The 20976-nt window shown below is 71.3% G+C and carries 17 protein-coding genes; 12 read left to right on the top strand and 5 right to left on the bottom strand.

All coding sequences use genetic code 11. The annotated features are described in order from the left end of the window. Window positions 1-27 precede the first annotated feature (27 nt). The 5 genes from ACY34M_RS24765 (at window position 28) to ACY34M_RS24745 (ending at window position 8847) form a co-directional block, all read left to right on the top strand. The gene (locus ACY34M_RS24765; protein WP_462720486.1) at window positions 28-204 is read left to right on the top strand and encodes a hypothetical protein; all 177 of its coding nucleotides are present in this window, start codon (window positions 28-30) and stop codon (window positions 202-204) included. Between the two features lie 286 nt (window positions 205-490). After that, the gene (locus tag ACY34M_RS24760) at window positions 491-3115 is read left to right on the top strand and encodes a PA14 domain-containing protein (protein WP_462720485.1); all 2625 of its coding nucleotides are present in this window, start codon (window positions 491-493) and stop codon (window positions 3113-3115) included. 19 nt (window positions 3116-3134) lie between these two features. Then, a complete protein-coding gene (locus ACY34M_RS24755) occupies window positions 3135-5486 on the top strand; it encodes a GH92 family glycosyl hydrolase (RefSeq protein ID WP_462720484.1) in 2352 nt (783 codons plus the stop codon). 176 nt (window positions 5487-5662) lie between these two features. Further along, on the top strand, window positions 5663-7018 hold the full coding sequence (locus ACY34M_RS24750) for a wax ester/triacylglycerol synthase family O-acyltransferase (RefSeq protein WP_462720662.1): 1356 nt from the start codon (window positions 5663-5665) through the stop codon (window positions 7016-7018). Window positions 7019-7314: 296 nt separating this feature from the next. Beyond that, window positions 7315-8847, top strand: a complete 1533-nt coding sequence (locus tag ACY34M_RS24745) for an SDR family NAD(P)-dependent oxidoreductase (protein WP_462720483.1) — start codon at window positions 7315-7317, stop codon at window positions 8845-8847. Here ACY34M_RS24745 and ACY34M_RS24740 read toward each other — a convergent pair. Both ACY34M_RS24740 and ACY34M_RS24735 read right to left on the bottom strand, forming a co-directional pair. Further along, window positions 8826-9662, bottom strand: coding sequence for an SDR family oxidoreductase (locus ACY34M_RS24740; RefSeq protein ID WP_462720482.1), 837 nt, complete (start codon window positions 9660-9662; stop codon window positions 8826-8828). The genes ACY34M_RS24745 and ACY34M_RS24740 overlap by 22 nt on opposite strands. A gap of 80 nt (window positions 9663-9742) precedes the next feature. Next, on the bottom strand, window positions 9743-10306 hold the full coding sequence (locus tag ACY34M_RS24735) for an HD domain-containing protein (RefSeq protein ID WP_462720481.1): 564 nt from the start codon (window positions 10304-10306) through the stop codon (window positions 9743-9745). Between the two features lie 129 nt (window positions 10307-10435). Between ACY34M_RS24735 and ACY34M_RS24730 the strand changes: the two genes are divergently transcribed. The 4 genes from ACY34M_RS24730 to ACY34M_RS24715 all read left to right on the top strand — a co-directional run bounded on the left by ACY34M_RS24730 (window position 10436) and on the right by ACY34M_RS24715 (window position 13155). Then, the gene (locus ACY34M_RS24730; RefSeq protein ID WP_462720480.1) at window positions 10436-10804 is read left to right on the top strand and encodes a hypothetical protein; all 369 of its coding nucleotides are present in this window, start codon (window positions 10436-10438) and stop codon (window positions 10802-10804) included. A 59-nt stretch (window positions 10805-10863) separates the two neighbouring features. Continuing rightward, on the top strand, window positions 10864-11673 hold the full coding sequence (locus ACY34M_RS24725; protein ID WP_462720479.1) for a DsbA family protein: 810 nt from the start codon (window positions 10864-10866) through the stop codon (window positions 11671-11673). Beyond that, entirely contained in the window at window positions 11670-12533 is an 864-nt protein-coding gene (locus ACY34M_RS24720) for a cytochrome c biogenesis CcdA family protein (RefSeq protein ID WP_462720478.1), read from the top strand. Before ACY34M_RS24725 ends, ACY34M_RS24720 begins: the two co-directional genes overlap by 4 nt. Before the next feature lie 445 nt (window positions 12534-12978). Then, entirely contained in the window at window positions 12979-13155 is a 177-nt protein-coding gene (locus tag ACY34M_RS24715) for a hypothetical protein (RefSeq protein WP_462720477.1), read from the top strand. Between the two features lie 51 nt (window positions 13156-13206). Here the strand turns inward: ACY34M_RS24715 and ACY34M_RS24710 are convergent, their stop codons facing one another. Together ACY34M_RS24710 and ACY34M_RS24705 are read right to left on the bottom strand one after the other, a co-directional pair. Beyond that, on the bottom strand, window positions 13207-14865 hold the full coding sequence (locus ACY34M_RS24710; protein WP_462720476.1) for an amidohydrolase: 1659 nt from the start codon (window positions 14863-14865) through the stop codon (window positions 13207-13209). A gap of 48 nt (window positions 14866-14913) precedes the next feature. Beyond that, window positions 14914-16395, bottom strand: a complete 1482-nt coding sequence (locus ACY34M_RS24705; protein WP_462720475.1) for an APC family permease — start codon at window positions 16393-16395, stop codon at window positions 14914-14916. A 164-nt stretch (window positions 16396-16559) separates the two neighbouring features. On the opposite strand from ACY34M_RS24705, the gene ACY34M_RS24700 reads away from it, so the two are divergent. After that, complete coding sequence (locus ACY34M_RS24700; protein WP_462720661.1) at window positions 16560-17300, top strand: TetR/AcrR family transcriptional regulator; 741 nt, start codon at window positions 16560-16562, stop codon at window positions 17298-17300. Window positions 17301-17368: 68 nt separating this feature from the next. On the opposite strand, the gene ACY34M_RS24695 is transcribed toward ACY34M_RS24700, so the two are convergent. Then, window positions 17369-18052, bottom strand: coding sequence for a FadR/GntR family transcriptional regulator (locus ACY34M_RS24695; protein WP_462720474.1), 684 nt, complete (start codon window positions 18050-18052; stop codon window positions 17369-17371). A gap of 248 nt (window positions 18053-18300) precedes the next feature. On the opposite strand from ACY34M_RS24695, the gene ACY34M_RS24690 reads away from it, so the two are divergent. Then, window positions 18301-19389: a sugar ABC transporter substrate-binding protein gene (locus ACY34M_RS24690; protein ID WP_462720660.1), complete on the top strand. Its 1089-nt coding sequence runs from the start codon at window positions 18301-18303 to the stop codon at window positions 19387-19389. Beyond that, window positions 19386-20918 carry a sugar ABC transporter ATP-binding protein gene (locus tag ACY34M_RS24685; protein ID WP_462720473.1) on the top strand — a complete coding sequence of 511 codons (1533 nt, stop codon included), beginning with the start codon at window positions 19386-19388 and terminating at the stop codon, window positions 20916-20918. Before ACY34M_RS24690 ends, ACY34M_RS24685 begins: the two co-directional genes overlap by 4 nt. Window positions 20919-20976 lie beyond the last annotated feature (58 nt).

Raw genomic sequence — 20976 nt, 5'->3', positions numbered from 1 at the left:
GGATGGCCAGCCGCTGAAGGAGCCGCCATGCCGAGCGAATCCAGCCACGACGAAGCAGCCGCGCGCCGCCGCAGGGCGGAGGAGGAAGAGGCGCGGCGCCGCCGCAGGCGAGCCGAGGAGAGGGAACGGGCCGCGCAGCAGCAGGCGCAGGACGACGCGGCGAGGGCCGCCCAACAGCAGGCCGACGCCGCCCAGCAGCAGTAGGGCCGGCGAGCGTCTCGTTCCACGATCGGCGTGAGGCTCACCGGGCGCTCGGCCCGGTGAGCCTCACGCGCTGCCGGGCGGCCCGTGTGCGCGGCCCTCGACCGCCACGGGCAACACCCCCCACTTTGCTCCCGCGCTCTTGCCGGACGGGCCCGCCCATGCTGTGATGCCAACTGCCCGTCCTCGCAACAATGTTCAACGAAGTCCAACGCAATACACCGCAGTTGCACAGACCCGAGCGGCGAGCCGCCACTCTTCCTCGTAGCGTCCCGGCAATGGAGGATCCGTGCGCACCAACAACCTCAGACGCCACGCAAGACATCTGTCCCTGCTCCTCACCGCGGCCCTGGGCCTCAGCGCCCTCGCGGTGGCCCCGTCCGGCGCGGCCACCACCGCGGACGACGACGAGCCCGTCGTCGCCCACGGGCTCAAGGGCGAGTACTACACCCAGTCCGCCGCCGGAGCCTTCGACTTCGACAAGCTGAAGGCCACCGGGTTCGACCCGCAGATCGACTTCAACAGCCTGGAGTCCCGGCTGTCCTCCGCCACCGGTCAGGCGGACGACGCGAGCGTGCGCTGGACCGGAAAGCTGGTCCCGGAGAAGTCCGGAGCGACAACGTTGTCAATGATCGGTGACAACGGCTTCCGGCTCTGGGTCGACAACAAGCTGGTCATCGACCACTGGGTCGACGACTGGGACAAGGAGCAGAACTCCCAGCCCGTCGACCTGACCGCGGGCAAGGCGGTCGACATCAAGGTCGAGTACTTCGAGCACTACGGCGGGTCCAACCTCCACCTGCGCTGGACCGAGCCCGGCGAGAAGAAGGAGGCCATCCCGTCCTCCGCCTTCCGGCTGCCCGACGACTGGAAGTACGACGGCGCCATCGGCACCACCGTGCTCGGCGACGGCCGCACGCTGAAGCTGGACTTCGCGCAGAAGCTGGGCACCGTCCCCGGCGACGTCAACGACCACCTGAAGGCCGTCATCGGCGGCGCCAAGTGGCCGCTGGGCAAGGCGAAGGCCGACCCCGACGACCCGCGCGCGCTGCTCGTGGGCCTCGACGAACCGGTCGTCGGCAACAAGGACGGCGACGCGGCCGGCCAGGCCGACGTGACGTACGACGGCAAGGGCGGACTGACCGGCGCGGACGGCACGGCCGTCGGCTCCTTCTGGTCCAGCGGCCCCAACCACTCGACGCACGAGCTGACCACCAAGTGGGGCGACGACGTAACCCCGGCCAACGCCCACCGCGAGTACCCGCGCCCCCAGCTCACCCGCGACAAGTGGAAGAACCTCAACGGCAGCTGGCAGTTCGCCGGAGCCAAGGAGGGCGAGCAGCCGCCGGTCGGCAAGGACCTCGGCGAGAAGATCCTCGTGCCCTACCCGGTCGAGTCCCAGCTCTCCGGCATCGAGCGGCACGAGGACCGCATGTGGTACCGCCGCACCTTCACCGTGCCGGCCGACTGGAAGGTCGGCGACAAGCAGCGGCTGCGCCTCAACTTCGGCGCCGTGGACTGGAAGTCCGAGGTCTACGTCAACGGCACGAAGGTCGCTGATCACAAGGGCGGCTACGACAAGTTCAGCGCCGACGTCACCGACGCGCTGAAGCCGGGCCGCACCCAGGAGCTGATCGTCGGCGTCTACGACCCGACCGATGCCGACAACGCCGAGAACCCGCCCATGGGCAAGCAGCGCCTCGACCCCAGCGGCATCTGGTACACGCCCTCGTCCGGCATCTGGCAGACCGTGTGGATGGAGCCGGTCGCCACCGACCACGCGTCCGACCTGAAGGTCACGCCGAACGTGAAGACCGGCGAAGTGGCCGTCTCCGCCACGGGCGTTCGTGACGGCGTGCCGGTCACGGCGACGGCGTACGCGGACGGCAAGAAGGTCGCCACCGCCACCGGCACCTCCGGCGGACCGCTCACCCTGAAGATCGCCAAGCCGCATCTGTGGTCGCCGGACGACCCGTTCCTGTACGACCTCAAGGTGAGTGTCGGCGCCGACCGGGTCGGCAGCTACTTCGGGATGCGCTCGGTCTCCGTCGAGAAGGTGAACGGCACCCCGCGCACCATGCTCAACGGCAAGCCGGTCTTCATGATGGCCACCCTCGACCAGGGTTTCTGGCCGGACGGACTGCACACCGCTCCCAGCGACGACGCGCTCGCGTACGACCTGAAGATGCACAAGAAGATGGGCTTCAACTCGGTCCGCAAGCACATCAAGGTCGAACCCGACCGCTGGTTCTACTGGGCCGACAAGCTGGGCCTGATGGTCTGGCAGGACATGCCCGCCATGGAGGCCGGGCGCAACCCCTCCACCGCGGCGCGCGCCGAGTACGAGCGCGAGATGAAGACGATGATCGACCAGCACATCAACCACCCGTCGGTCGTCATGTGGGTCACCTTCAACGAGGGCTGGGGCCAGTACGACGAGGGCCGCATCGCCGAGCAGGCGAAGTCCTGGGACCCGACCCGGCTGATCAACGGCCAGTCCGGGCTCAACCTCGGCCGCGACGGCGGCGCCGGCGACATCATGGACGAACACGGCTACCCGAGCCCCGCCCTGCCGCCGCAGCCGGACGGCGAACGGGCCCTGGTCGCGGGCGAGTACGGCGGCCTCGGCCTCGCGGTGCCGGGCCACGCCTGGTCGGTCCAGCAGTCCTACGTCGACGTGGACCCGGCGACGTACACGGACGACTACCTCAAGAAGCTGGACGAGGTGCACAAGCTGGCCTGCAAGGGCGGCAACGGCGCCGTCTACACGCAGATCTCCGACGTCGAGGGCGAGCTGAACGGTCTGCTCACCTACGACCGCAGGGTCGTCAAGCCGGACGTCAAGCGGGTGTCCGACGCGCAGAAGGCGCTGATCCGCGACGCCTCGCAGGACACCGTGGGCAACTGCTCCTGACCAGGAAGGGCGCGTCATCATGAGCAAACGTCACCATCGGTTCAGATCGCGGGCGGCGGGTGTCGTCGCCGCGGCGGCCCTGCTCGGCGCGGGGCTCGCGGCCCCCGCCGGCGCGGCCTCCGCGGCTGCCGACAGCGGTCGACTCACCGACCTCGTCAACCCGTTCATCGGTACGGAGAACGAGGGCAACACCTATCCGGGCGCCGCCGTGCCCTTCGGGATGGTGCAGTTCTCGCCCGACACCGGGCACAACACCGGCTACGACCACTCGGACGACCACATCCGCGGGTTCTCCACCGTCCATCTGTCCGGCGTGGGCTGCGGTCTCGGCGGCGACCTTCCGGTGCTGCCGACCGTCGGCGACATCGGCAGCACGGACTACGCGAAGTACGCGGCCGAGTTCAGCCACGACGACGAGAAGGCGTCGCCCGGCTACTACAAGGTGGGCCTGAAGTCCGGCATCGGCGCCGAGCTGAGCGCCACCAGGCGGACCGGTGTGCAGAAGTACACGTTCCCGGCCACCGACAAGGCCAACGTGCTGATCAACGCGGGCCAGTCGCTGCACAAGACCGTGCGCACCAAGGTCGAGGTCCTCGACAACCGGACCGTGCGCACCGCCATCACGGGCAGCGGCTTCTGCCAGGACACCAAGCAGTACACGCTCTACACGATCACCAGGTTCGACCGGCCGTTCACCTCGTCCGGGACCTGGAAGGGCGACACCGTCACCGCGGGCTCCAAGTCCTCGGCCGCGGACGCCGAGCGCAACGGCGCGTATCTGCGCTTCGACACCAGCAAGGACCGCACCGTCGAGGCGACCACCGCGATCTCCTACGTCGACGCGCACGGCGCCGCGCTCAACCTCAGTAAGGAGGGCGGGCGTTCCTTCGATTCCGTTCGGGGCGCCGCGCAGGCGGCGTGGGAGGACCGGCTCGACGACGTGAAGGCCCAGGGCGGAAGTGAGACCCTGCGCCGGACCTTCTACTCCTCGCTGTACCGCTCGTTCCTCGCGCCGAACATCGGCAGCGACGTCGACGGCCGTTACACCGGCTGGGACCAGAAGATCCACCGCGCCGAAGGCTTCACCTACTACCAGAACTGGTCGCTCTGGGACACGTACCGAACCCAGGCGCAGCTGCTCTCGCTGCTCGCCCCACGCGAGTCGCGGGACATGGCCCTGTCGGTGCTGCGGATCGACAAGGACAGCGGCTGGCTGCCCAAGTGGGGCTACGGCACGGTCGAGACGAACATCATGACCGGCGACCCGGTGACCCCGTTCCTCACCAACGCCTACCAGCAGGACCTGCTCAAGGGCCACGAGGAGGAGGCCTACCGGGCCCTGAAGAAGAACGCCGACGGCGTGCCGCCGGCCGACTCCGCCCCCGTGGGCCGCGAGGCGAACAAGGAGTACCTGGCCGACGGGTTCGCGCCGTACATCAAGGGCCGCGAGCACGTGAAGCCCGGCGACTCCGACTACGACCACGGGGCCTCGGCCACCCTGGAGTACGCCCTGTCCGACGCCATGCTGGGGCAGATGGCGAAGGAGCTCGGCCACAAGGACGACGCGAAGCGGTACGCGGAGCGCGCGCAGAACTACCGGAAGATCTTCGACGCCTCGACCGGATTCTTCCGCGCCCGCGACGCGTCGGGCGCCTTCACGGGACCCGCCGACCCGGCCAAGAGCGAGGGCTTCCACGAGGGCACGTCCTGGCAGTACCAGTGGCTCGTGCCGCAGGACCTGCCCGGCATGGTGGGCCTGATCGGCGGAAAGGAGGCGGCGAACAAGCGGCTCGACTCGTTCTTCGCCTACGACGAGCTGGTGAAGGACCCCGCGAAGACCGCCCGCGAGGTGTGGGTCAACGGGCCGTACGACTACTACAACGCGGACAAGTACAACCCGCAGAACGAGCCCGACCTGATCGCGCCGTACACCTATCTGTCGACCGGACAGCCGTGGAAGACCACCGACGTGGTGCACGCCGCGCTTTCCCTGTTCACCGACACCCCGACCGGCATGACCGGCAACGACGACCTGGGCACGATGTCCGCCTGGAACGTCCTGTCGTCGATCGGGATCTTCCCGGTGCAGCCCGGTACGGACACCTGGAGCCTGTCGACGCCCGTCTTCGAACGGGTCGACGTCAAGCTCGACCGGCGCTACTACCCGAAGGGCGCGCTCACCGTCAGGGCGCCCGGCACCTCGGACAGTGAGCGGTACATCCAGTCGGCGCGGACGGACGGGGCCGCGTACGACAAGACGTATCTGACCACAAAGGACCTGCGGGGCCTGCGGGACCTGTCGTTCACGGTCGGCGCGGAGCCGTCGGCGTGGGGGACCGGTGCCGGCGCGGCGCCGCCCGCTCTCAAGTGACGTAGAAGACACGTTGCTTGGGGTGCCTCCCGAGTCACAGGAGACCCGCCTCGCACAGCGAGGCGGGTCTTCATCAGTTGTTAACGCAGAGTGGCGTGATCGTACTTGACCGTAATCGACTCCTGGGGGTTGACTGCCATCTCCCGTTGTCGACGCGAGAGCCTTCCATGTCCTCTCTGAGTTCGGATCTGCTCGCTCCACTCGACCTTGCCTTCTGGAACATCGAGACCGCCGAACACCCCATGCACCTGGGAGCCCTGGGCGTCTTCGAGGGCGAGGGCCCCGGCGCCGCCCGGCACGCCTACGAACTGCTCGCCACCCGCGCCGCGGGCGTCGCCGGGCTGCGCATGCGCATCGCCGGCGTGTTCTTCCCGGTCGGCGGCGCGGCCCGCGTCCCCGCTCCCGACTTCGACCCGCTCGACCACGTGTGGATGGCCGGGCCCGTGGAGGACTTCCATGCCGTCGCGGGCGCGCTCATGGAACGCCCGCTCGACCGCTCGCGGCCGCCGTGGGAGGCGCATGTGCTGCCCGCGGCGGACGGCTCGTCGTTCGCCGTCCTCTTCAAGTTCCACCACGCCCTCGCCGACGGGCTGCGCGCCCTGACCCTGGCCGCCGCCGTCATGGACCCCATGGACCTGCCGGCCCGGCGCATCCCCAAGGACGCGCCCGCCCCGGGCCGCGGACTGCGCCTGCCGTTCCCCGGCATGCGCGAGATCACCTTCGGCGACCTCGACCCGCGCCGCTATCCGGAGCACGTGCGCGCGCTCACCGGCAGCGCCACGCAGGCCGTCTCCATCGGCGCCTCCGTCGCCCGCGCCACCTGGGGCGTACGCACGTCGCCCGCGCTCACCTCGAAGGCCAGCGGCACCCGGCGCACCGCCGGAGTCGTGCTCGACCTCGACGACGTGCACCGCATCCGCAAGACGGCCGGGGGCACGGTCAACGACGTGCTGATCGCCGTGGTCGCCGGAGCCGTGCGGCGCTGGCTCGACGAGCGCGGGGACGGCAGCGAGGGCGTCGAGCCCCGCGCCCTCGTCCCGGTCTCCCGGCGCAGGCCCCGCACCGCCCACCCGCAGGGCAACCGGCTCTCCGGCTACCTGGTCCGCCTCCCCGTCGGCGAGCACGACCCCCTGGAGCGGCTGCGCTCCGTACGGTCCGCCATGGACCGGCACAAGGACGCCGGGCCCTCGCGCGGCGCGGGCGCCGTCGCCCTGCTCGCCGACCACGTGCCTCCGCTGGGCCTGCGCCTCGGCGGCGGCCTCGTCGGGCAGAACGCCCGCCTCCTGTTCGACCTGCTGGTCACCAGCGTGCCGCTGCCCAGCCTCGGCCTGAGGCTCGGCGGCTGCCCGCTCACCGAGGTCTTCCCGCTCGCCCCGCTGGCCCAGGGGCAGTCCCTCGCGGTGGCGGTGTCGACGTACCGGGGACGGGTGCACTACGGGATCGTCGCCGACGCGGACGCCGTGCCGGACCTGGACGTGCTTGCGCAGGCCGTACGGGACGAGGTGGCCGCGCTCACCGTCGCCTGCGAGTAGGGGAGTCCGAACGGGCCGTGGGCAGTCGCCTACGAAGAGGGGGACGGCCGTGACCGCCCGGACGCCGTCCGGCCGATCCGGCTGCCGAACGTGTTCGTGCAGGACAGGGCGGAGGACGCGGCGGACCGGCCGGAGCCGGGCGGCGGGTGACGCCCGTCATTTGGTCGACCCCGATCCCGCCAGTATCCTCCGGATCTGGCGGGATCAACCGATTGACCTGTAAGGTGCCGCCTTTTGGCCGCCGCGCGGGCCCTTGATTCCTCGCGGCACGAGCGACACGAGGAACAGCAGCGGCGATGACCGTGACAGAGGACAACCAGGCCACCGAGGGCGCCGACGCCACGGAGACCGCCGGGACCGCGGAGTCCGTGGCCGTCGACCTCGGCCCCGGCATCGACCCCGAGCGGCTCGCCGTCTGCCTGAGCGTGCTGGAGGAGCTCGACGAGATCGACGTCGACCACCCCGACGCGATCACCGTCCGCAGGGCCACCGCCGGCATCTACCGGACCGTGAAGCAGCGCCGCCGCCAGGAGCGCCGCGCAGCCAAGACCGCCCACGACAAGGCGGTCACCGAGGCGACGGCGACCGGCTCCGCGCAGCGCATCGACGACGAGACCGAGGGCATCCTGCCGTCCTCGCAGACCGAGGAAGGCCGGATCGCGGGCATACTCCAGCGCCCCCGCTCCTGCTACACCTGCAAGACCCGGTACGTGGAAGTCGACTACTTCTACCACCAGCTCTGTCCCGACTGCGCCCGCCTGAACCGGACCAAGCGCGACGCCCGCGCCGACCTCACCGGCAAGCGCGCCCTGCTCACCGGCGGCCGCGCCAAGATCGGCATGTACATCGCGCTGCGGCTGCTGCGCGACGGCGCGCACACCACCATCACCACGCGGTTCCCCAAGGACGCCATCCGCCGCTTCAAGGCGATGGAGGACTCGGCGGACTGGATCCACCGCCTGGAGGTCGTCGGCATCGACCTGCGCGACCCGGCGCAGGCCGTCTCGCTGGCCGAGCGGCTCACCGCCGCGGGCCCGCTCGACATCCTCATCAACAACGCGACGCAGACCGTGCGCCGGCTGCCCTCCGCCTACGCCGCCCTCGTCGACGGCGAGAGCGCGCCGCTGCCCGCGGGCGAGCTGCCCCCGCACCACGTCATCGGCGCCTTCAACTCGGGCGCCGTCGACGGCATCGCCGCGCTGCCCCTCGGCACCAGCGGCATGGACGCCCAGAAGGTCGCCGACCTCGCGCTCGTCGCGGGCAACGCGAGCGTCGAGCGGCACCTGGCCGGGACCGCCATCGACGCGGGTGGCCTCGTGCCGGACGTCGTCGAGTCCAACACGTGGGTGCAGACCATCGACCAGATCTCCCCGGTGGAGCTCCTGGAGACCCAGCTCTGCAACTACACCTCGCCGTTCATCCTCATCAGCGCGCTGCGCCCGGCGATGGCCGACGCCGCGAAGAAGGCGGACAGCGGACGCGCGTACGTCGTGAACGTCTCGGCGATGGAGGGCGTCTTCGGCCGCGGCTACAAGGGCGCGGGCCACCCCAACACCAACGCCGCCAAGGCCGCGATGAACATGGTGACGCGCACCAGCGCCCAGGAGATGTTCCAGGCCGACGGCATCCTCATGACCTCCGTCGACACCGGCTGGATCACCGACGAGCGCCCGCACTACGACAAGCTGCGCCTCGCCGAGGAGGGCTTCCACGCCCCGCTCGACCTGATCGACGGCGCCGCCCGCGTCTACGACCCCGTCGTGCGCGGCGAGGCCGGCGACGACGTGTACGGCGTCTTCCTGAAGGACTACGAGCCCGGCAAGTGGTGACGCAGCTGCTGGTGGATTGCGTTCTGCGCGCCGCCCGCCGAGGCGGCGCGCACCCGCGTACCGCCGTCCACCAGCAGCTCCGCCCCGGTGATCCAGGACGCCTCGTCCGACACCAGCCAGCGCACCGCGCGGGCCACGTCCTCCGGCTCCCCGATCCGCCCGGCGGGAAGGCCCGCCGCCACCGACTCCTCGGCCCGCTCCCACACGAAGCGGGCCATCTCGGTGCGGACGAGGCCGGGTGAGACGGAGTTGACCCGTACCAACGGGCCCAGCTCACCCGCCAGTTGAGCGGTCAGATGCAGCAGCGCCGCCTTGCTGGTGCCGTACGCCCCGACGTTCGGGCCCACATGGGCCGCGCCCTCCGTGCACACGTTGACGACGGCGCCGCCGTGCTCGCTCATCCACGCCCGCCACGCGCACTGCACCAGGCGCAGCGGCGCCTCGACGTTGACGGTGAAGGCCGCGCGCCAGGTGTCCGGGTCGGCGTCCATGAGCGGCCCGTACGGCTGGTTCGTCGCCGCGTTGTTCACGACGATGTCGACCCGCCCGAACTCCGCCGTCGTCCGCTCCGTCACCTCCCACAGATGCGCCGGATCGGCCACGGATCCGGGCACCCCGACCACGTCGGCGCCCCGCGCCCGCAGCGCCGCGACGGTCTCCCGCACCCCGTCCGGGTCCCGCGCGGTCACGCACAGCCGGGCCCCGCAGTCGGCCAGTTCCGCCGCGATCGCCCGGCCGATGCCGCGCGAGGCGCCGGTCACGACGGCCGCCCTGCCGTCGAGCACACGCGGGGAATCCGTGGGACGCGAGGTCATGCGCGTACGGTCTCACGCGGGCCCGGTGAATGACGATGTGTCAGTCGTGCACGGTTCGTGGGCCGTTTGTGGAGGCGTGACTAGCGCACGTACGAGGCGTGGGCGTCCGCCACGAGTTCGAGCACGGGCCGCCAGTCCTCCATGACGCCCGCGTCGAGGCCCACCACCTTGCCCGCGTCGTCGGCCTGCCGCACGGTCACCGCGTCGTCGGCCAGTGGGTCGGCCTCGAACGCCGCCACCTCCCGCGGCGTCATCGGCCCGCCCTGGACCCCAAGGGTCAGCGCGCTCTGCGCGGACAGGCCGCGCCCCGGCTCCACCGTCGCCAGATACCGCTTCGCCGGGACGTGCAGCCGTACCAGATGCGCCACTCGCTCGCCGAGCAGCCCGCGCACCGCGTCCGCCGCCCGGTCCGCGTGCCCCGCGTCGTCGCCCGGGCACAGCAGATGCCCGAGGTCGTGGACGAGGCCCGCGACCTGCAACTCCTTGTCGCTGGGCCGGGAGCGGCGCAGCAGCGCCGCCGTCTGCAGCGCGTGGTCGTGCAGATCGACGGGGTCGCCACTGCGGTCCGGGGCGTCCCACGCGCCCCGGCAGGCGTGCAACGAGGCCATCAACTCCTCGACGGTGCGCAGTTCGACGCGTTCCATGGACGACTCCTCCCGAAGATCTTCCGCAGCCTGTCCGAAAGCAGACCAGCACAAACTGAGGGCGAGCCGACCCACCGGTCAACAGGACGTGAACGCTGACCCTCCGCCCGCATGGTGCAGAATTGCCGCATGCGCCGCCTCGCCCTTCCCGCTCTCCTGGTGACCCTTCTGGTCGCCGTGGCGGGCGTGGCGTGGTGCGGCGACTTCGGCGGTGCGCCCGCCGCACCGTCCTCGGCCCTCGCGTCCGTGCAGCACCTGTCGTCGCCGGACGGCACACCCGACTGCGCCCCCGCGGGCCCGCACGCCCCCGACAGTCGGCAGGGCGTGCCCTCGCGCGGCACGAGCGCCCACGAACTCCTCGCCCCGCTCGCCCACGCGCACGGGCACGGTGCCACCACGCCGCTCACCGGCCTCGTGCCGCCGCCCCCGGCCGGTCGCGGCCCGCCGCCGCCCAACGACCCGCCCTCCCCGGTCGAACTGTCCGTCCTGCGTGTGTAGATGACGCCCCGTCGCACCCGTCATCACGCATTCCCCACGCACGCAAGGACGACTTCGTCATGCCCAAGAACACCACCACCACCGCCCGTACCAAGCAGCGCCGCTCGGCCGCGATCGCCGCGGCCGTCGCCGTGGCCGCGATCCTCCTCGGGACCGTCTCGTACACGGCGACCAGGCCCGAGGCCCGTACCGACGCGGCCGCGTCCGACCAGCAGCGGGCGGACACCTCCGAGGCCGACTCCGAGCTGACCGACAGGCTCATGAAGCTCGCCCGGCGCGACGCCAAGGACCCGCTCGCGCAGGGCCGCGCCGACGCGCCCGTCGTGCTCATCGAGTACGCCGACTTCAAGTGCGGCTACTGCGGCAAGTTCGCCCGCGACACCGAACCCGACCTGGTGAAGAAGTACGTCGACGACGGCACGCTGCGCATCGAGTGGCGCAACTTCCCCATCTTCGGCGCCGACTCGCAGTCCGCGGCGCGCGCCGCGTGGGCGGCGGGTCAGCAGGGCCGCTTCTGGCAGTTCCACAAGGCGGCCTACGCCGAGGGCGTCAAGGACAAGGGCTTCGGCGCCGACCGCCTCGACGCGCTCGGCCGCGAGGCCGGGGTCGAGGACCTCGACCGGTTCCGCAGCGACCGCGACGGCAAGGCGGCGCACGCCGCGGTGAAGCAGGACAGCGACGAGGCGTACGCGCTCGGCGCCACCTCGACGCCCTCCTTCCTCCTCAACGGCACACCCATCGCGGGCGCCCAGCCCGAGGCCGCGTTCGAGCAGGCCATCGAGGCCGCCAAGGCGCAGGCCGCGACGGCCGGCGACGGCAGGTCCGGGGAAGGGAAGGCCGGGTCCGAGAAGTCCGGTGGCGACAAGTGAGCGACATCGGCTACTTCGCGGCGTTCCTCGGCGGCCTGCTCGCGCTGCTCAGCCCGTGCAGCGCCCTGCTGCTGCCCGCGTTCTTCGCGTACTCCATCGACAGCCCGACCCGGCTCGTCGCCCGCACCGGCGTCTTCTACCTCGGGCTCGCCACGACCCTGGTGCCGCTCGGCGCCGCGGGCTCGTACGCGGGACGCTTCTTCTACGGCAACCGCGATCTGCTCGTCTCGATCGGCGGCTGGCTGATCATCGCGCTGGGCGTGCTGCAGATCGCGGGCCGCGGGTTCGCCTCGCGCCGCATGTCGGAGCTGTCCGGCCGCATCCGCCCCACCAACGCCGTGTCGGTGTACGCGCTCGGCGCGGTCTACGGACTCGCCGGGTTCTGCGCGGGACCGATCCTCGGCAGCGTCCTCACGGTCGCCGCGCTCGGCGGGCACCCGGTGTACGGCGGGGCGCTGCTCGCGGTGTACGCCCTGGGCATGGCCGTACCGCTGTTTCTGCTCGCCCTGCTGTGGGAGCGGTTCGAACTGGGCGGGAAGCGGTGGCTGCGCGGCCGTCCGGTGCGCATCGGCCGCTTCGAGACGCACTCGACGTCCCTCGCGTCCGGACTGTTCTTCCTCGCGCTCGGCACGCTGTTCCTCGTCTTCGACGGGACGACCGCGCTGCCCGGACTCCTCGACGTCGACAACTCGTTCGCCGCCGAGCAGTGGGCGCGCGGCATCGGCGACCGCGTGCCGGACGTGCTCGTGCTCGTCGCGGTGGTCGCGCTCGTGGGCGGCTTCTTCCTCGTACGGGCCCTGCGCGGGCGTGCGCGGGGCGTGTCGGTGGAGGGCAAACAGCCCGGTCCGGGAACCAGTTGACGCCAATCTTCCGCGGTCGTCGCCCGGTCCCGTGCTTCCCACTGGTCACGGGCGACGCGCCGGGGCACTTCAGTACCGCACGGCGACACGCCGCGATGTCCTGAAGTGCCCCCGTACGAGCGAAAACCTGTCGCGCGGGGCGGGGCGGACGTGGCTGAATGAACGCCAGGCGACCCCCGAAAGACCCAGGGATTTCAGCCCCATCGAGCGGGGGCCCGCTCATATGGTTAGGCTGTAGCCGAACGGTTACCGCAAGTGGGTCCGACACCTCGACCCATGGTGACCGTCGCGGGAGAGACCGAGAACCACGGCCGACCCGACCAGCGACACACCGGCGCCACCGCGCCCGAACTGGCCCTCTACACAAGCCCGATCGGGCGCCGTACCCCGCGCGACGCCGGGACGGCCTGCCGGAGCGGGTTACCCGACACACAAGGAGTGCGCGGTGACACCAGAGAAGACGAATCGCGAGCAGAGCCCCAAGGATCGAGCCGAGCGGGCCGGCCGCCGCAGGCCGCAGCAGCTCGGCAGTCTCGACGTCTGGGCGAGGTCGGCGCCGATCCGCCTCGCGGGGTACGAGGACGATTTGGCGGAGCCGCACATTCTGCCCAGCGTGGATTAGTTTCGCCGCGCCGTGGTCGGGGTCGCGGGGCTCTGCCCCGGACCCCGCGCCTCAATCACCGGCGGGGCTTGAACGGTAGACCCGCCGGCCTCCCACGAACGTTTGCGCGACCCGTGTCCCGCCGATGTCCGTCTCGGGTCCGGCGAACGGGTCTCTGTCCAGTACGACGAGATCTGCCAGGAACCCCGCCGCAATTGCCCCGGTCTCGGCATCCAGATGGTTCACGTAGGCGCTGCCCGAGGTGTACGCCGCGAGCGCGTCGCCCAGGCCGATCCGCTGGTCCGGCAGGAACACCGGCGTCCCCGCGGGTGCCTCCGCAAGCACCCGGTTCACCGCGACATGGATCCCCTGCAAGGGATCCGGGCTGCTCACCGGCCAGTCGCTGCCCGCCGCGAGCGTCGCCCCTGACCGCAGCAGATCCGCGAACGGGTACTGCCGGGCGGAGCGCTCGGCGCCCAGGAACGGGATCGTCAGCTCGTCCATCTGCGGCTCGTGCGCCGCCCACAGCGCCTGCATGTTCGCCGTCGCGCCCAGCTCCCTGAACCGGCCGATGTCATCGGGGTGCACGACCTGAAGGTGCGCGAGATGCGGGCGCGTGTCCGTCCAGCCATTGGCCCTCCGTGCCGCTTCCACGGCATCGAGTGCCTCGCGGACGGCCCGGTCGCCCAGTGCGTGGAAGTGCACCTGGAATCCGTGGGCATCCAATTCGGTCACATATTTCTTCAGCGCCTCGGGCGGCACGAAACTGATCCCGCTGTTGTCCGAACGGCAGCCGCAGCTGTCGAGGTACGGGCCGAGCAGCGCCGCCGTGCCGTTCTCCGCGACCCCGTCCTGCATGATCTTCACGGTCGTCGAGCGCAGGCGTCCGCGGGTGCCCGCCTCGCGCCGCGCCAGCAGTTCCTCGATCTGCTCGGTGCCGCGCGCCCGGTCCCACCACAGCGCGCCCACGACACGCGCGGTCAGGGTTCCGTCGTCGGCGCACGCCAGATACGCCTCCGTGGCGTCGGTCAGGTTGGCGTGCTCGCCGAGGATCGCGTCCTGCCATGCCGTGACGCCCAGGGAGTGCAGGTGTTCCTGGGCCCGCAGCAGGCCGGCGATCTTCTCTTCACGGGTGACCGGGGGAAGCAGCCGCCCGACGAGATTCGCCGCGCCCTCCTGGAGCATGCCCGTCGGTGCGCCGTCCGCGTCGCGCTCGATACGGCCGTCGGACGGGTCGGGGCTGCGGGCGTCGAGCCCGGCGGCCCGGAGGGCGCGGGAGTTGACCCAGGCGCCGTGGTGGTCCCGGTTCACCAGGTACACCGGCCGGTCCGGCACCAGTGCGTCCAGCTCGGCCGCCGTCGGCAGGCCGCCGGGGAAGGCCTCCATCGCCCAGCCGCCGCCGGTGATCCACTCGGCGTCCGGGTGCGCGCTCGCGTACGCGGCGATCCGCTCCCGGTACTCGGCGAGCGTCGTCCCTCCGCTCAGATCGCACTGGCCCATCTCCATGCCCGCCCCCACCGGGTGCGCGTGCGCGTCCTGGAAGCCGGGGACCAGCAGCTTCCCCGCGAGGTCGACCACTTCGGTGCGCGGCCCGATCAGCTCGCGCACCTCGTCGTGGCCGACGGCGACGATCCGCTCGCCCCGCACGGCGACCGTGGTGGCGCGGGACCGGGCGGGTGAACCGGTGTGGACGGGGCCGCCGGTGAAGACGAGGTCGGCGGGTGCGGGCATCGTTCCAACTCCTTGTACGTAGACGGTGTGACGGGGGCCGGGGCGCGCTCAGGTGGCCTGCGGCCCGGCCAGTTCGACGGCGTCGGCGTCCGTGCCGCGCCCGGTCGTGAAGTAGGGGGAGTGGCGTCCGTACTTGGCGACGGCGGCCATCACCAGACCGGTCAGCACGATCGCGGCGGGCACCGCGAGCATGAACCAGCCGTTGTCCGGCGACAGCGCGAAGTGGTCGCTCATCGTCGCGTACGAGTACGCCAGATACGTCCCGATGCCGAGCAGCGCGAGGCCGCTGAGCCCCGGCACGAGGACGGCCGGCACCGACGCGCGCGGCGCGGTCCGCAGCAGCGAGCGGAAGCGGACGGCGCAGGCGAGGGCCGTGAGGCCGTAGTAGAGGGCCACGGTGAGCCCGATGGAGTTCACCGCCGCGAGGATCATCTCGTTCAACTTCGGTATCGCCAGGGCGAGAAGGGCGACCACCGCCGCGATCGACATCACGACGACGGTGCCCGCGGCCGGCGAACCGTAGCGGGGGCTGACCCGCGTCCACACCCGGCCCATCGTCCGGTCCCGGCCCATCGCGAGCAGACCGCGCGCGGTCGGGATCACGCTGGCCTGCAGCGACGCCACCGCCGAGAACAGCAGCGCGAGCAGCGGCAGGCTGGCCACCGGCTCACTGGCGAGCTTCGCGCCGAGGTAGGTGAGGGCCTGCGGACCCTGCTCGACCAGCTCGGGCAGCGACATCTCGCGCTGGAAGGCCACGGAACCGTAGAGGAACAGCGCGAGCATCGCGAGCAGGGCGATGAATCCGCCGCGTCCCGCGTCCCGCACGTCCTTGGTCTCCTCGGTCACCGTGAAGGCCGCGTCCCAGCCCCAGTAGAAGAACACCGCGAGGACCAGCCCCTGCGCGAAGGCCGCGCCGTCGTGGATGTCGAACGGGTTGAGCCACGACCACTGGAAGGCGTGCGAGCCGGTGACCAGCGACCAGCCGCAGAACCCCAGCAGCACCACGTACTCGAAGGCGAGCAGCCACGCCTGGAGGCGGGTCGCCTTGCGCACGCCGGTGACCGCCGTGACGGTGACCGCGGTGAGCACGAGCAGGCCGACGACGGTGGAGAGTGCCGTCGAGTTCGGGTCGAGGCCGAGTCCCCACAGCGAGTGCAGGCCCGCCTTGTTGGCGAACTGAAGGAAGACGGAGCCCGTGACCGCGCTCGTGTACGCCATGAAGACCAGCGTGCCGACGAGGGTGACCCAGCCGGTGAGGAAGCCGAGCCAGGGGCCCAGCGAACGGCCCACCCAGACATAGCCGTTGCCCATGTTCGGCTCTTGGCGGTTCAGCCGGGCGTAGGCCGTCGCGATGCCCAGGATCGGCACGAACGCCACGAGCAGGATCGCCGGCGCGTGCAGCCCGACCGTCGCGGCGAGGGAACCCATCCCGATGCCGATGCTCGTGGTCGCGGCGGTGCTGGACGCGGCGATGGCGATGCCGTCGACGACGCCGAGGGAGCGGCGCAGGCCTGGTGGTTCGCTTCTCATGATCGATCTCCTGGGGAGGCAGGGGAGAGGGAGACGTGCGAGGGGCGGTGCGGGCGGGGCGTGCCGGGGGTGACCGGCGACCGCGATCAAATCGGCCTTGTCAGCTTGCGTCAATGGTGTTGTCATAAGCGGGACGGGTAGTCGAGGGAGCGGAGATCGCGGTGGTGGAGGGGCGGATTCCTGCCGAGCGGCGGCGCCGCAAGCCGACGAAGTCGGGGGTGCTGCTGTCCGAGGACGTGATCGTGGAGTGCGCGGTGCGCCTGGTCGGGCAGCACGGGCCCGACGCGCTGAGCGTGCGCCGTCTCGGCGCGGCCCTCGGCTGCGATCCGAGCGCGCTGTACCGCTACTTCCACAGCACGGACGACCTGCTGCTCGCCGTCTCCGACCGGATCATCGGGGAGGCCATGGACGGTTTCCACCCGGAGCGGATGGCGTGGCGCGACGGTCTGCGCGAGTTCGGCCTGCGTATCCACCGCGGCTACCGCGCCCACCCGAGGGTGGCGGCGCTCGCGGCGTACCGGGTGACGCGCCGGGCCCACGAGTTCCGGGCCGTCGACGCGGGCATCGGCCTGCTCAGGCGGGCCGGGTTCGGGGACGAGGACGCGGTGCGGCACTACTCCGCCTTCGTCGACACCGTCCTCGGGCACGCGGCTCTCGACGCGGCGTATCTGGCGCTGCCCGCGGAGCGCAGGGAGGCGGACGACCGGGCGTGGACGGGTGAGTACGCGAACCTGTCGGCCGAGACGCATCCACAACTCGGCGCCGTGCGCGAGCACTTGCCGTTGATGGCGGGGAGTTCGTTCGAGGTGGCGCTGGAGCTACTGCTCACGGCCCTGGAGACGTCGGCGTCCAGCTCCAGCCCCGCCGATCGTTCGAGCCCCGCAGGGGGCACCTCCCAGCGTTAGCTGGGGGAGATTGAGGCACGGGGGCCGGGGTGGAGCCCCGAGACCGCGACCCCGGCCGGGCGTGAGAGTCACTCCACCTGCCCCCGCATCCACTCCTCCACCTCACCCACATGCGCCGCGGCAGCAGCCCGCGCCGCCTCCGGGTCACGCGCGGTCAGTGCCCGCAGGATGCGAGCGTGCTCGCGGCGGGTGCGCTCGAAGGCACCCTCCTGTTCGTAGCCCCGCCACACCCGCGCACGGAACGTCCGCGAGGAGAGGCCCTCCAGGATCGCGGCCATCGTGTCGTTCCCCGCGGCCGCGGCGATGGTCCGGTGGAACTCCAGGTCGTGCGCGAGGATCTCGTCCGGGTCGTCCGTCGCCTCCATCGCCGCCAAGTGGTCCGCGACCTCGGCCAGTTGTGTGCGCGTGATCCGCGCGGCGGCGAGCGCCGTCGCCGTCGACTCCAGGATCCGGCGCACCTCCAGCAACTCGACGAGCCGGGGCCCGCGCGACAGGTCGGCGACCACCCCGAACGTCTCCAGGAGGTCACCGGCCTCCAACTGCGTGACGTAGATGCCCGATCCGTGCCGGGCTTCCAGGACGCCGAGCACCGTGAGCGCCCGGATCGCCTCCCGCATGGAGCTGCGCGAGATGCCGAGCTGCGCCGCCAGGTCCCGCTCGGTGGGCAGCCGCTGGCCCGGTTGGAGGTCACCGCCGCCGATCATCGCCTTGACCTGCTCGATGGCCCGCTGGGTGACGGTGGCCTTCTGCATGCCGCGCAGTGTAGCCAGCCAGGTGGTCGGACCACTACCGGGGAAGTCGGACCACTTCGCTATGCCAGGAGGCGCAGGAAGGCGTAAATACCGAGAAAACTTGGGTACGAAGGGTGTTGGGCGCCGGAAGTGGTCTGATAAATATCTCGGCGCGGACCGGAACCGGACGGGCGGCTCCCGGTCCCGCCCCATGACTTCCGGAGCCGAGGAGCAGTCCGATGACTGGCACCACGAAGGACCCGAAGGCAATGACCAGGGGGAACACAGCGGTGCGCGCACGGAGTTCCAGGAGGCGGGGGCTCGCCGCCGTCGCGCTCCTCGGCTGCGCCGCCCTCGCCCTCGTCGCCTGCGGCAGCACCAAGGACACCGCGGCCGGAGCCGGTGGCGGCGGAGGCGGCGACGGCAAGGGCAAGGTGGGTGTCGTCCTGCCGCTGCTGACCTCGCCGTTCTGGCAGTCGTACAACGACTACGTGCCGAAGATGGCGAAGTCCGAGGGCGTGGACGCGCTGAAGACCGTCAACTCCAACAGCGATCCCTCGCAGCAGATCACGGACATCAACAACCAGCTGAACCAGGGCGTGAAGGGCCTCGTCGTGGCGCCGCTCGACAGCGCCGCCATCGGTGCCGGGCTCGATCAGGCCGAGCGCAAGGGAGTGCCGGTCGTCGCCGTCGACGTCGCGCCCGACAAGGGCAAGGTCGCCATGGTGGTCCGCGCCAACAACGTCGCGTACGGCCAGAAGGCCTGCGCGTACCTCGGCGACCACGTGAAGTCCGGCAAGGTCGTCCAGATCATGGGTGACCTGGCGTCCGTGAACGGGCGTGAGCGGTCCAAGGCGTTCCGGGACTGCGTCAAGGAGAAGTATCCGAAGCTCAAGGTCCTGGAGATCCCGGCGAAGTGGGAGTCCGACACCGCCGCCTCCAAGCTCGACACCCTCCTCAACGCGAACCCCGACATCAAGGGGATCTACATGCAGGCGGGCGGCGTGTATCTCGCGCCCACCCTGCAGACCCTCAAGTCCAAGGGGATGCTGAAGAAGGCGGGGTCCGAGGGACACATCACGATCGTGTCCAACGACGGCATCCCGCAGGAATTCGCCGCCATCCACAAGGGCCAGATCGACGCCACGGTCTCGCAGCCCGCCGACACGTACGCCAAGTACGGCATGTACTACATCAAGGCGGCGATGCAGGGGAAGAAGTTCAAGCCGGGGCCGACCGACCACGGCTCGAAGATCGTGAAACTGCCCAGCGGCACCCTGGAGGACCAGCTGCCCGCCCCGCTGGTCACGAAGAAGAACGTCGACGACCCCGAGCTGTGGGGAAACACGGTCAAGTGACCACCCCCACCGCTCCTTTGGTCGAGGCCCGCGGCATCGTCAAACGCTACGGGCCCACGGTCGCCCTCGCCGACGGCCGGCTCACCGTACGCGCGGGGGAGTCCCAGGCGCTCGTCGGGCGCAACGGCGCGGGCAAGTCCACCCTCGTCCAGGTCCTCACCGGGCTCCAGGCCGCCGACGCGGGCACGCTCACCTTCGACGGGGAGCCCGCGCCGCCCCTCGGCGACCGGGAGGCGTGGCGCGCCAAGGTCGCCTGCGTCTACCAGAAGTCCACGGTCATACCCGAGTTGACCGTCGCGGAGAACCTGTTCCTGAACCGGCAGCCGCACGCCCGGCGCGGATTCTTCAGCTGGAAGAAGCTCGACGCCGAGGCCCGGGCGCTGCTCAACACCTGGGACGTGCGCGTCGACCCCGGCGCGCGCACCGCAGACCTCAAGGTCGAGGACCGCCAAATGGTCGAGATCGCACGGGCGTTGAGCGGTGGCGCCCGGTTCATCGTCCTCGACGAGCCGACCGCACAGCTCGACAACCGCGAGATCGAGCGCCTCTTCGCCCGCATGCGGGCCCTCCAGGACTCCGGCGTCACCTTCCTGTTCATCTCGCACCACCTCCAGGAGGTGTACGAGGTGTGTCAGACGGTCACGGTGCTGCGCGACGCCCGCTGGATCACCACCGCCCCGGTCGCCGAACTGCCGCGCCCCGCGCTCGTCGAGGCGATGGCGGGGGAGGCGGTCGCGGAACAGGCGGCGGCCGCGGCGGAGGCGGTCGTCGAGCAGGCGGCGGACGACGTGGCCGCCCCCGTCGTCCTGGAGGTGTCCGGGCTCGGCTCGGACACGTACGAGAACGTGGATCTGACCGTGCGGCGCGGCGAGGTCGTCGGGCTCGCGGGCTCCAGCGGCAGCGGCAAGATCGCGCTGGCGGAGTCGCTGGCCGGACTGCACACACCCAGCACCGGCACGGCCCGGCTCGAAGGGCGCGCGCTGCCCTTCGGGGACGTGTCCGCGGCGCTCGCCGCAGGGGTGGGGTGTGTGCCGCGCGACCGGCACGACCAGGGGCTCGTCACCGGGATGTCCATCGGGGACAACGCCACACTGTCGGTGCTCGGGCGGCTCGGCCGCCGCGGATTCATCGGCACGGACAGCCGCCGGCGGTTCGCCGGTGAGCTGATCGAGCGGCTCGACATCCATGCGCAGGGGCCCGACCAGGCCGTCTCCGACCTGTCCGGCGGCAATGCGCAGAAGGTGGTGATGGCCCGCGCGCTCGCCTCCGACCCGCGCCTGCTCGTACTGATCAACCCGACGGCCGGGGTCGACGTGAAGTCGAAGGAGTCGCTGCTGCGGCGCGTCGACAGCGCACGCGACGACGGCACGGCGGTCCTCGTCGTCTCGGACGAGCTCGACGACCTGCGGCGCTGCGACCGGGTTCTTGTGCTGTTCCACGGGCGGGTGGTGGCGGAGCATGCGGCGGGGTGGGCCGACCATGCGTTGATCGCGTCGATCGAGGGGGTTTCCAGTGACGTCAACTCGTAAGGTTTCGGCCTCCCTGCCGCCGCGGTCGCGGGGCTCTGCCCCGGACCCCGCTGCTCAA

This window comes from Streptomyces sp. EDA2-14, from assembly GCF_054963755.1.
This window is presented reverse-complemented; position numbering and strand designations above follow the sequence as displayed.

Excerpts from the sequence above, each read along its gene's own strand:
- ACY34M_RS24765 (WP_462720486.1), top strand. The coding sequence starts at position 28 with ATGCCGAGCGAATCCAGCCACGACGAAGCAGCCGCGCGCCGCCGCAGG.
- ACY34M_RS24755 (WP_462720484.1), top strand. The coding sequence starts at position 3,135 with ATGAGCAAACGTCACCATCGGTTCAGATCGCGGGCGGCGGGTGTCGTC.
- ACY34M_RS24745 (WP_462720483.1), top strand. The coding sequence starts at position 7,315 with ATGACCGTGACAGAGGACAACCAGGCCACCGAGGGCGCCGACGCCACG.
- ACY34M_RS24740 (WP_462720482.1), bottom strand. The coding sequence starts at position 9,662 with ATGACCTCGCGTCCCACGGATTCCCCGCGTGTGCTCGACGGCAGGGCG.
- ACY34M_RS24735 (WP_462720481.1), bottom strand. The coding sequence starts at position 10,306 with ATGGAACGCGTCGAACTGCGCACCGTCGAGGAGTTGATGGCCTCGTTG.
- ACY34M_RS24730 (WP_462720480.1), top strand. The coding sequence starts at position 10,436 with ATGCGCCGCCTCGCCCTTCCCGCTCTCCTGGTGACCCTTCTGGTCGCC.
- ACY34M_RS24725 (WP_462720479.1), top strand. The coding sequence starts at position 10,864 with ATGCCCAAGAACACCACCACCACCGCCCGTACCAAGCAGCGCCGCTCG.
- ACY34M_RS24710 (WP_462720476.1), bottom strand. The coding sequence starts at position 14,865 with ATGCCCGCACCCGCCGACCTCGTCTTCACCGGCGGCCCCGTCCACACC.
- ACY34M_RS24705 (WP_462720475.1), bottom strand. The coding sequence starts at position 16,395 with ATGAGAAGCGAACCACCAGGCCTGCGCCGCTCCCTCGGCGTCGTCGAC.
- ACY34M_RS24695 (WP_462720474.1), bottom strand. The coding sequence starts at position 18,052 with ATGCAGAAGGCCACCGTCACCCAGCGGGCCATCGAGCAGGTCAAGGCG.
- ACY34M_RS24690 (WP_462720660.1), top strand. The coding sequence starts at position 18,301 with ATGACCAGGGGGAACACAGCGGTGCGCGCACGGAGTTCCAGGAGGCGG.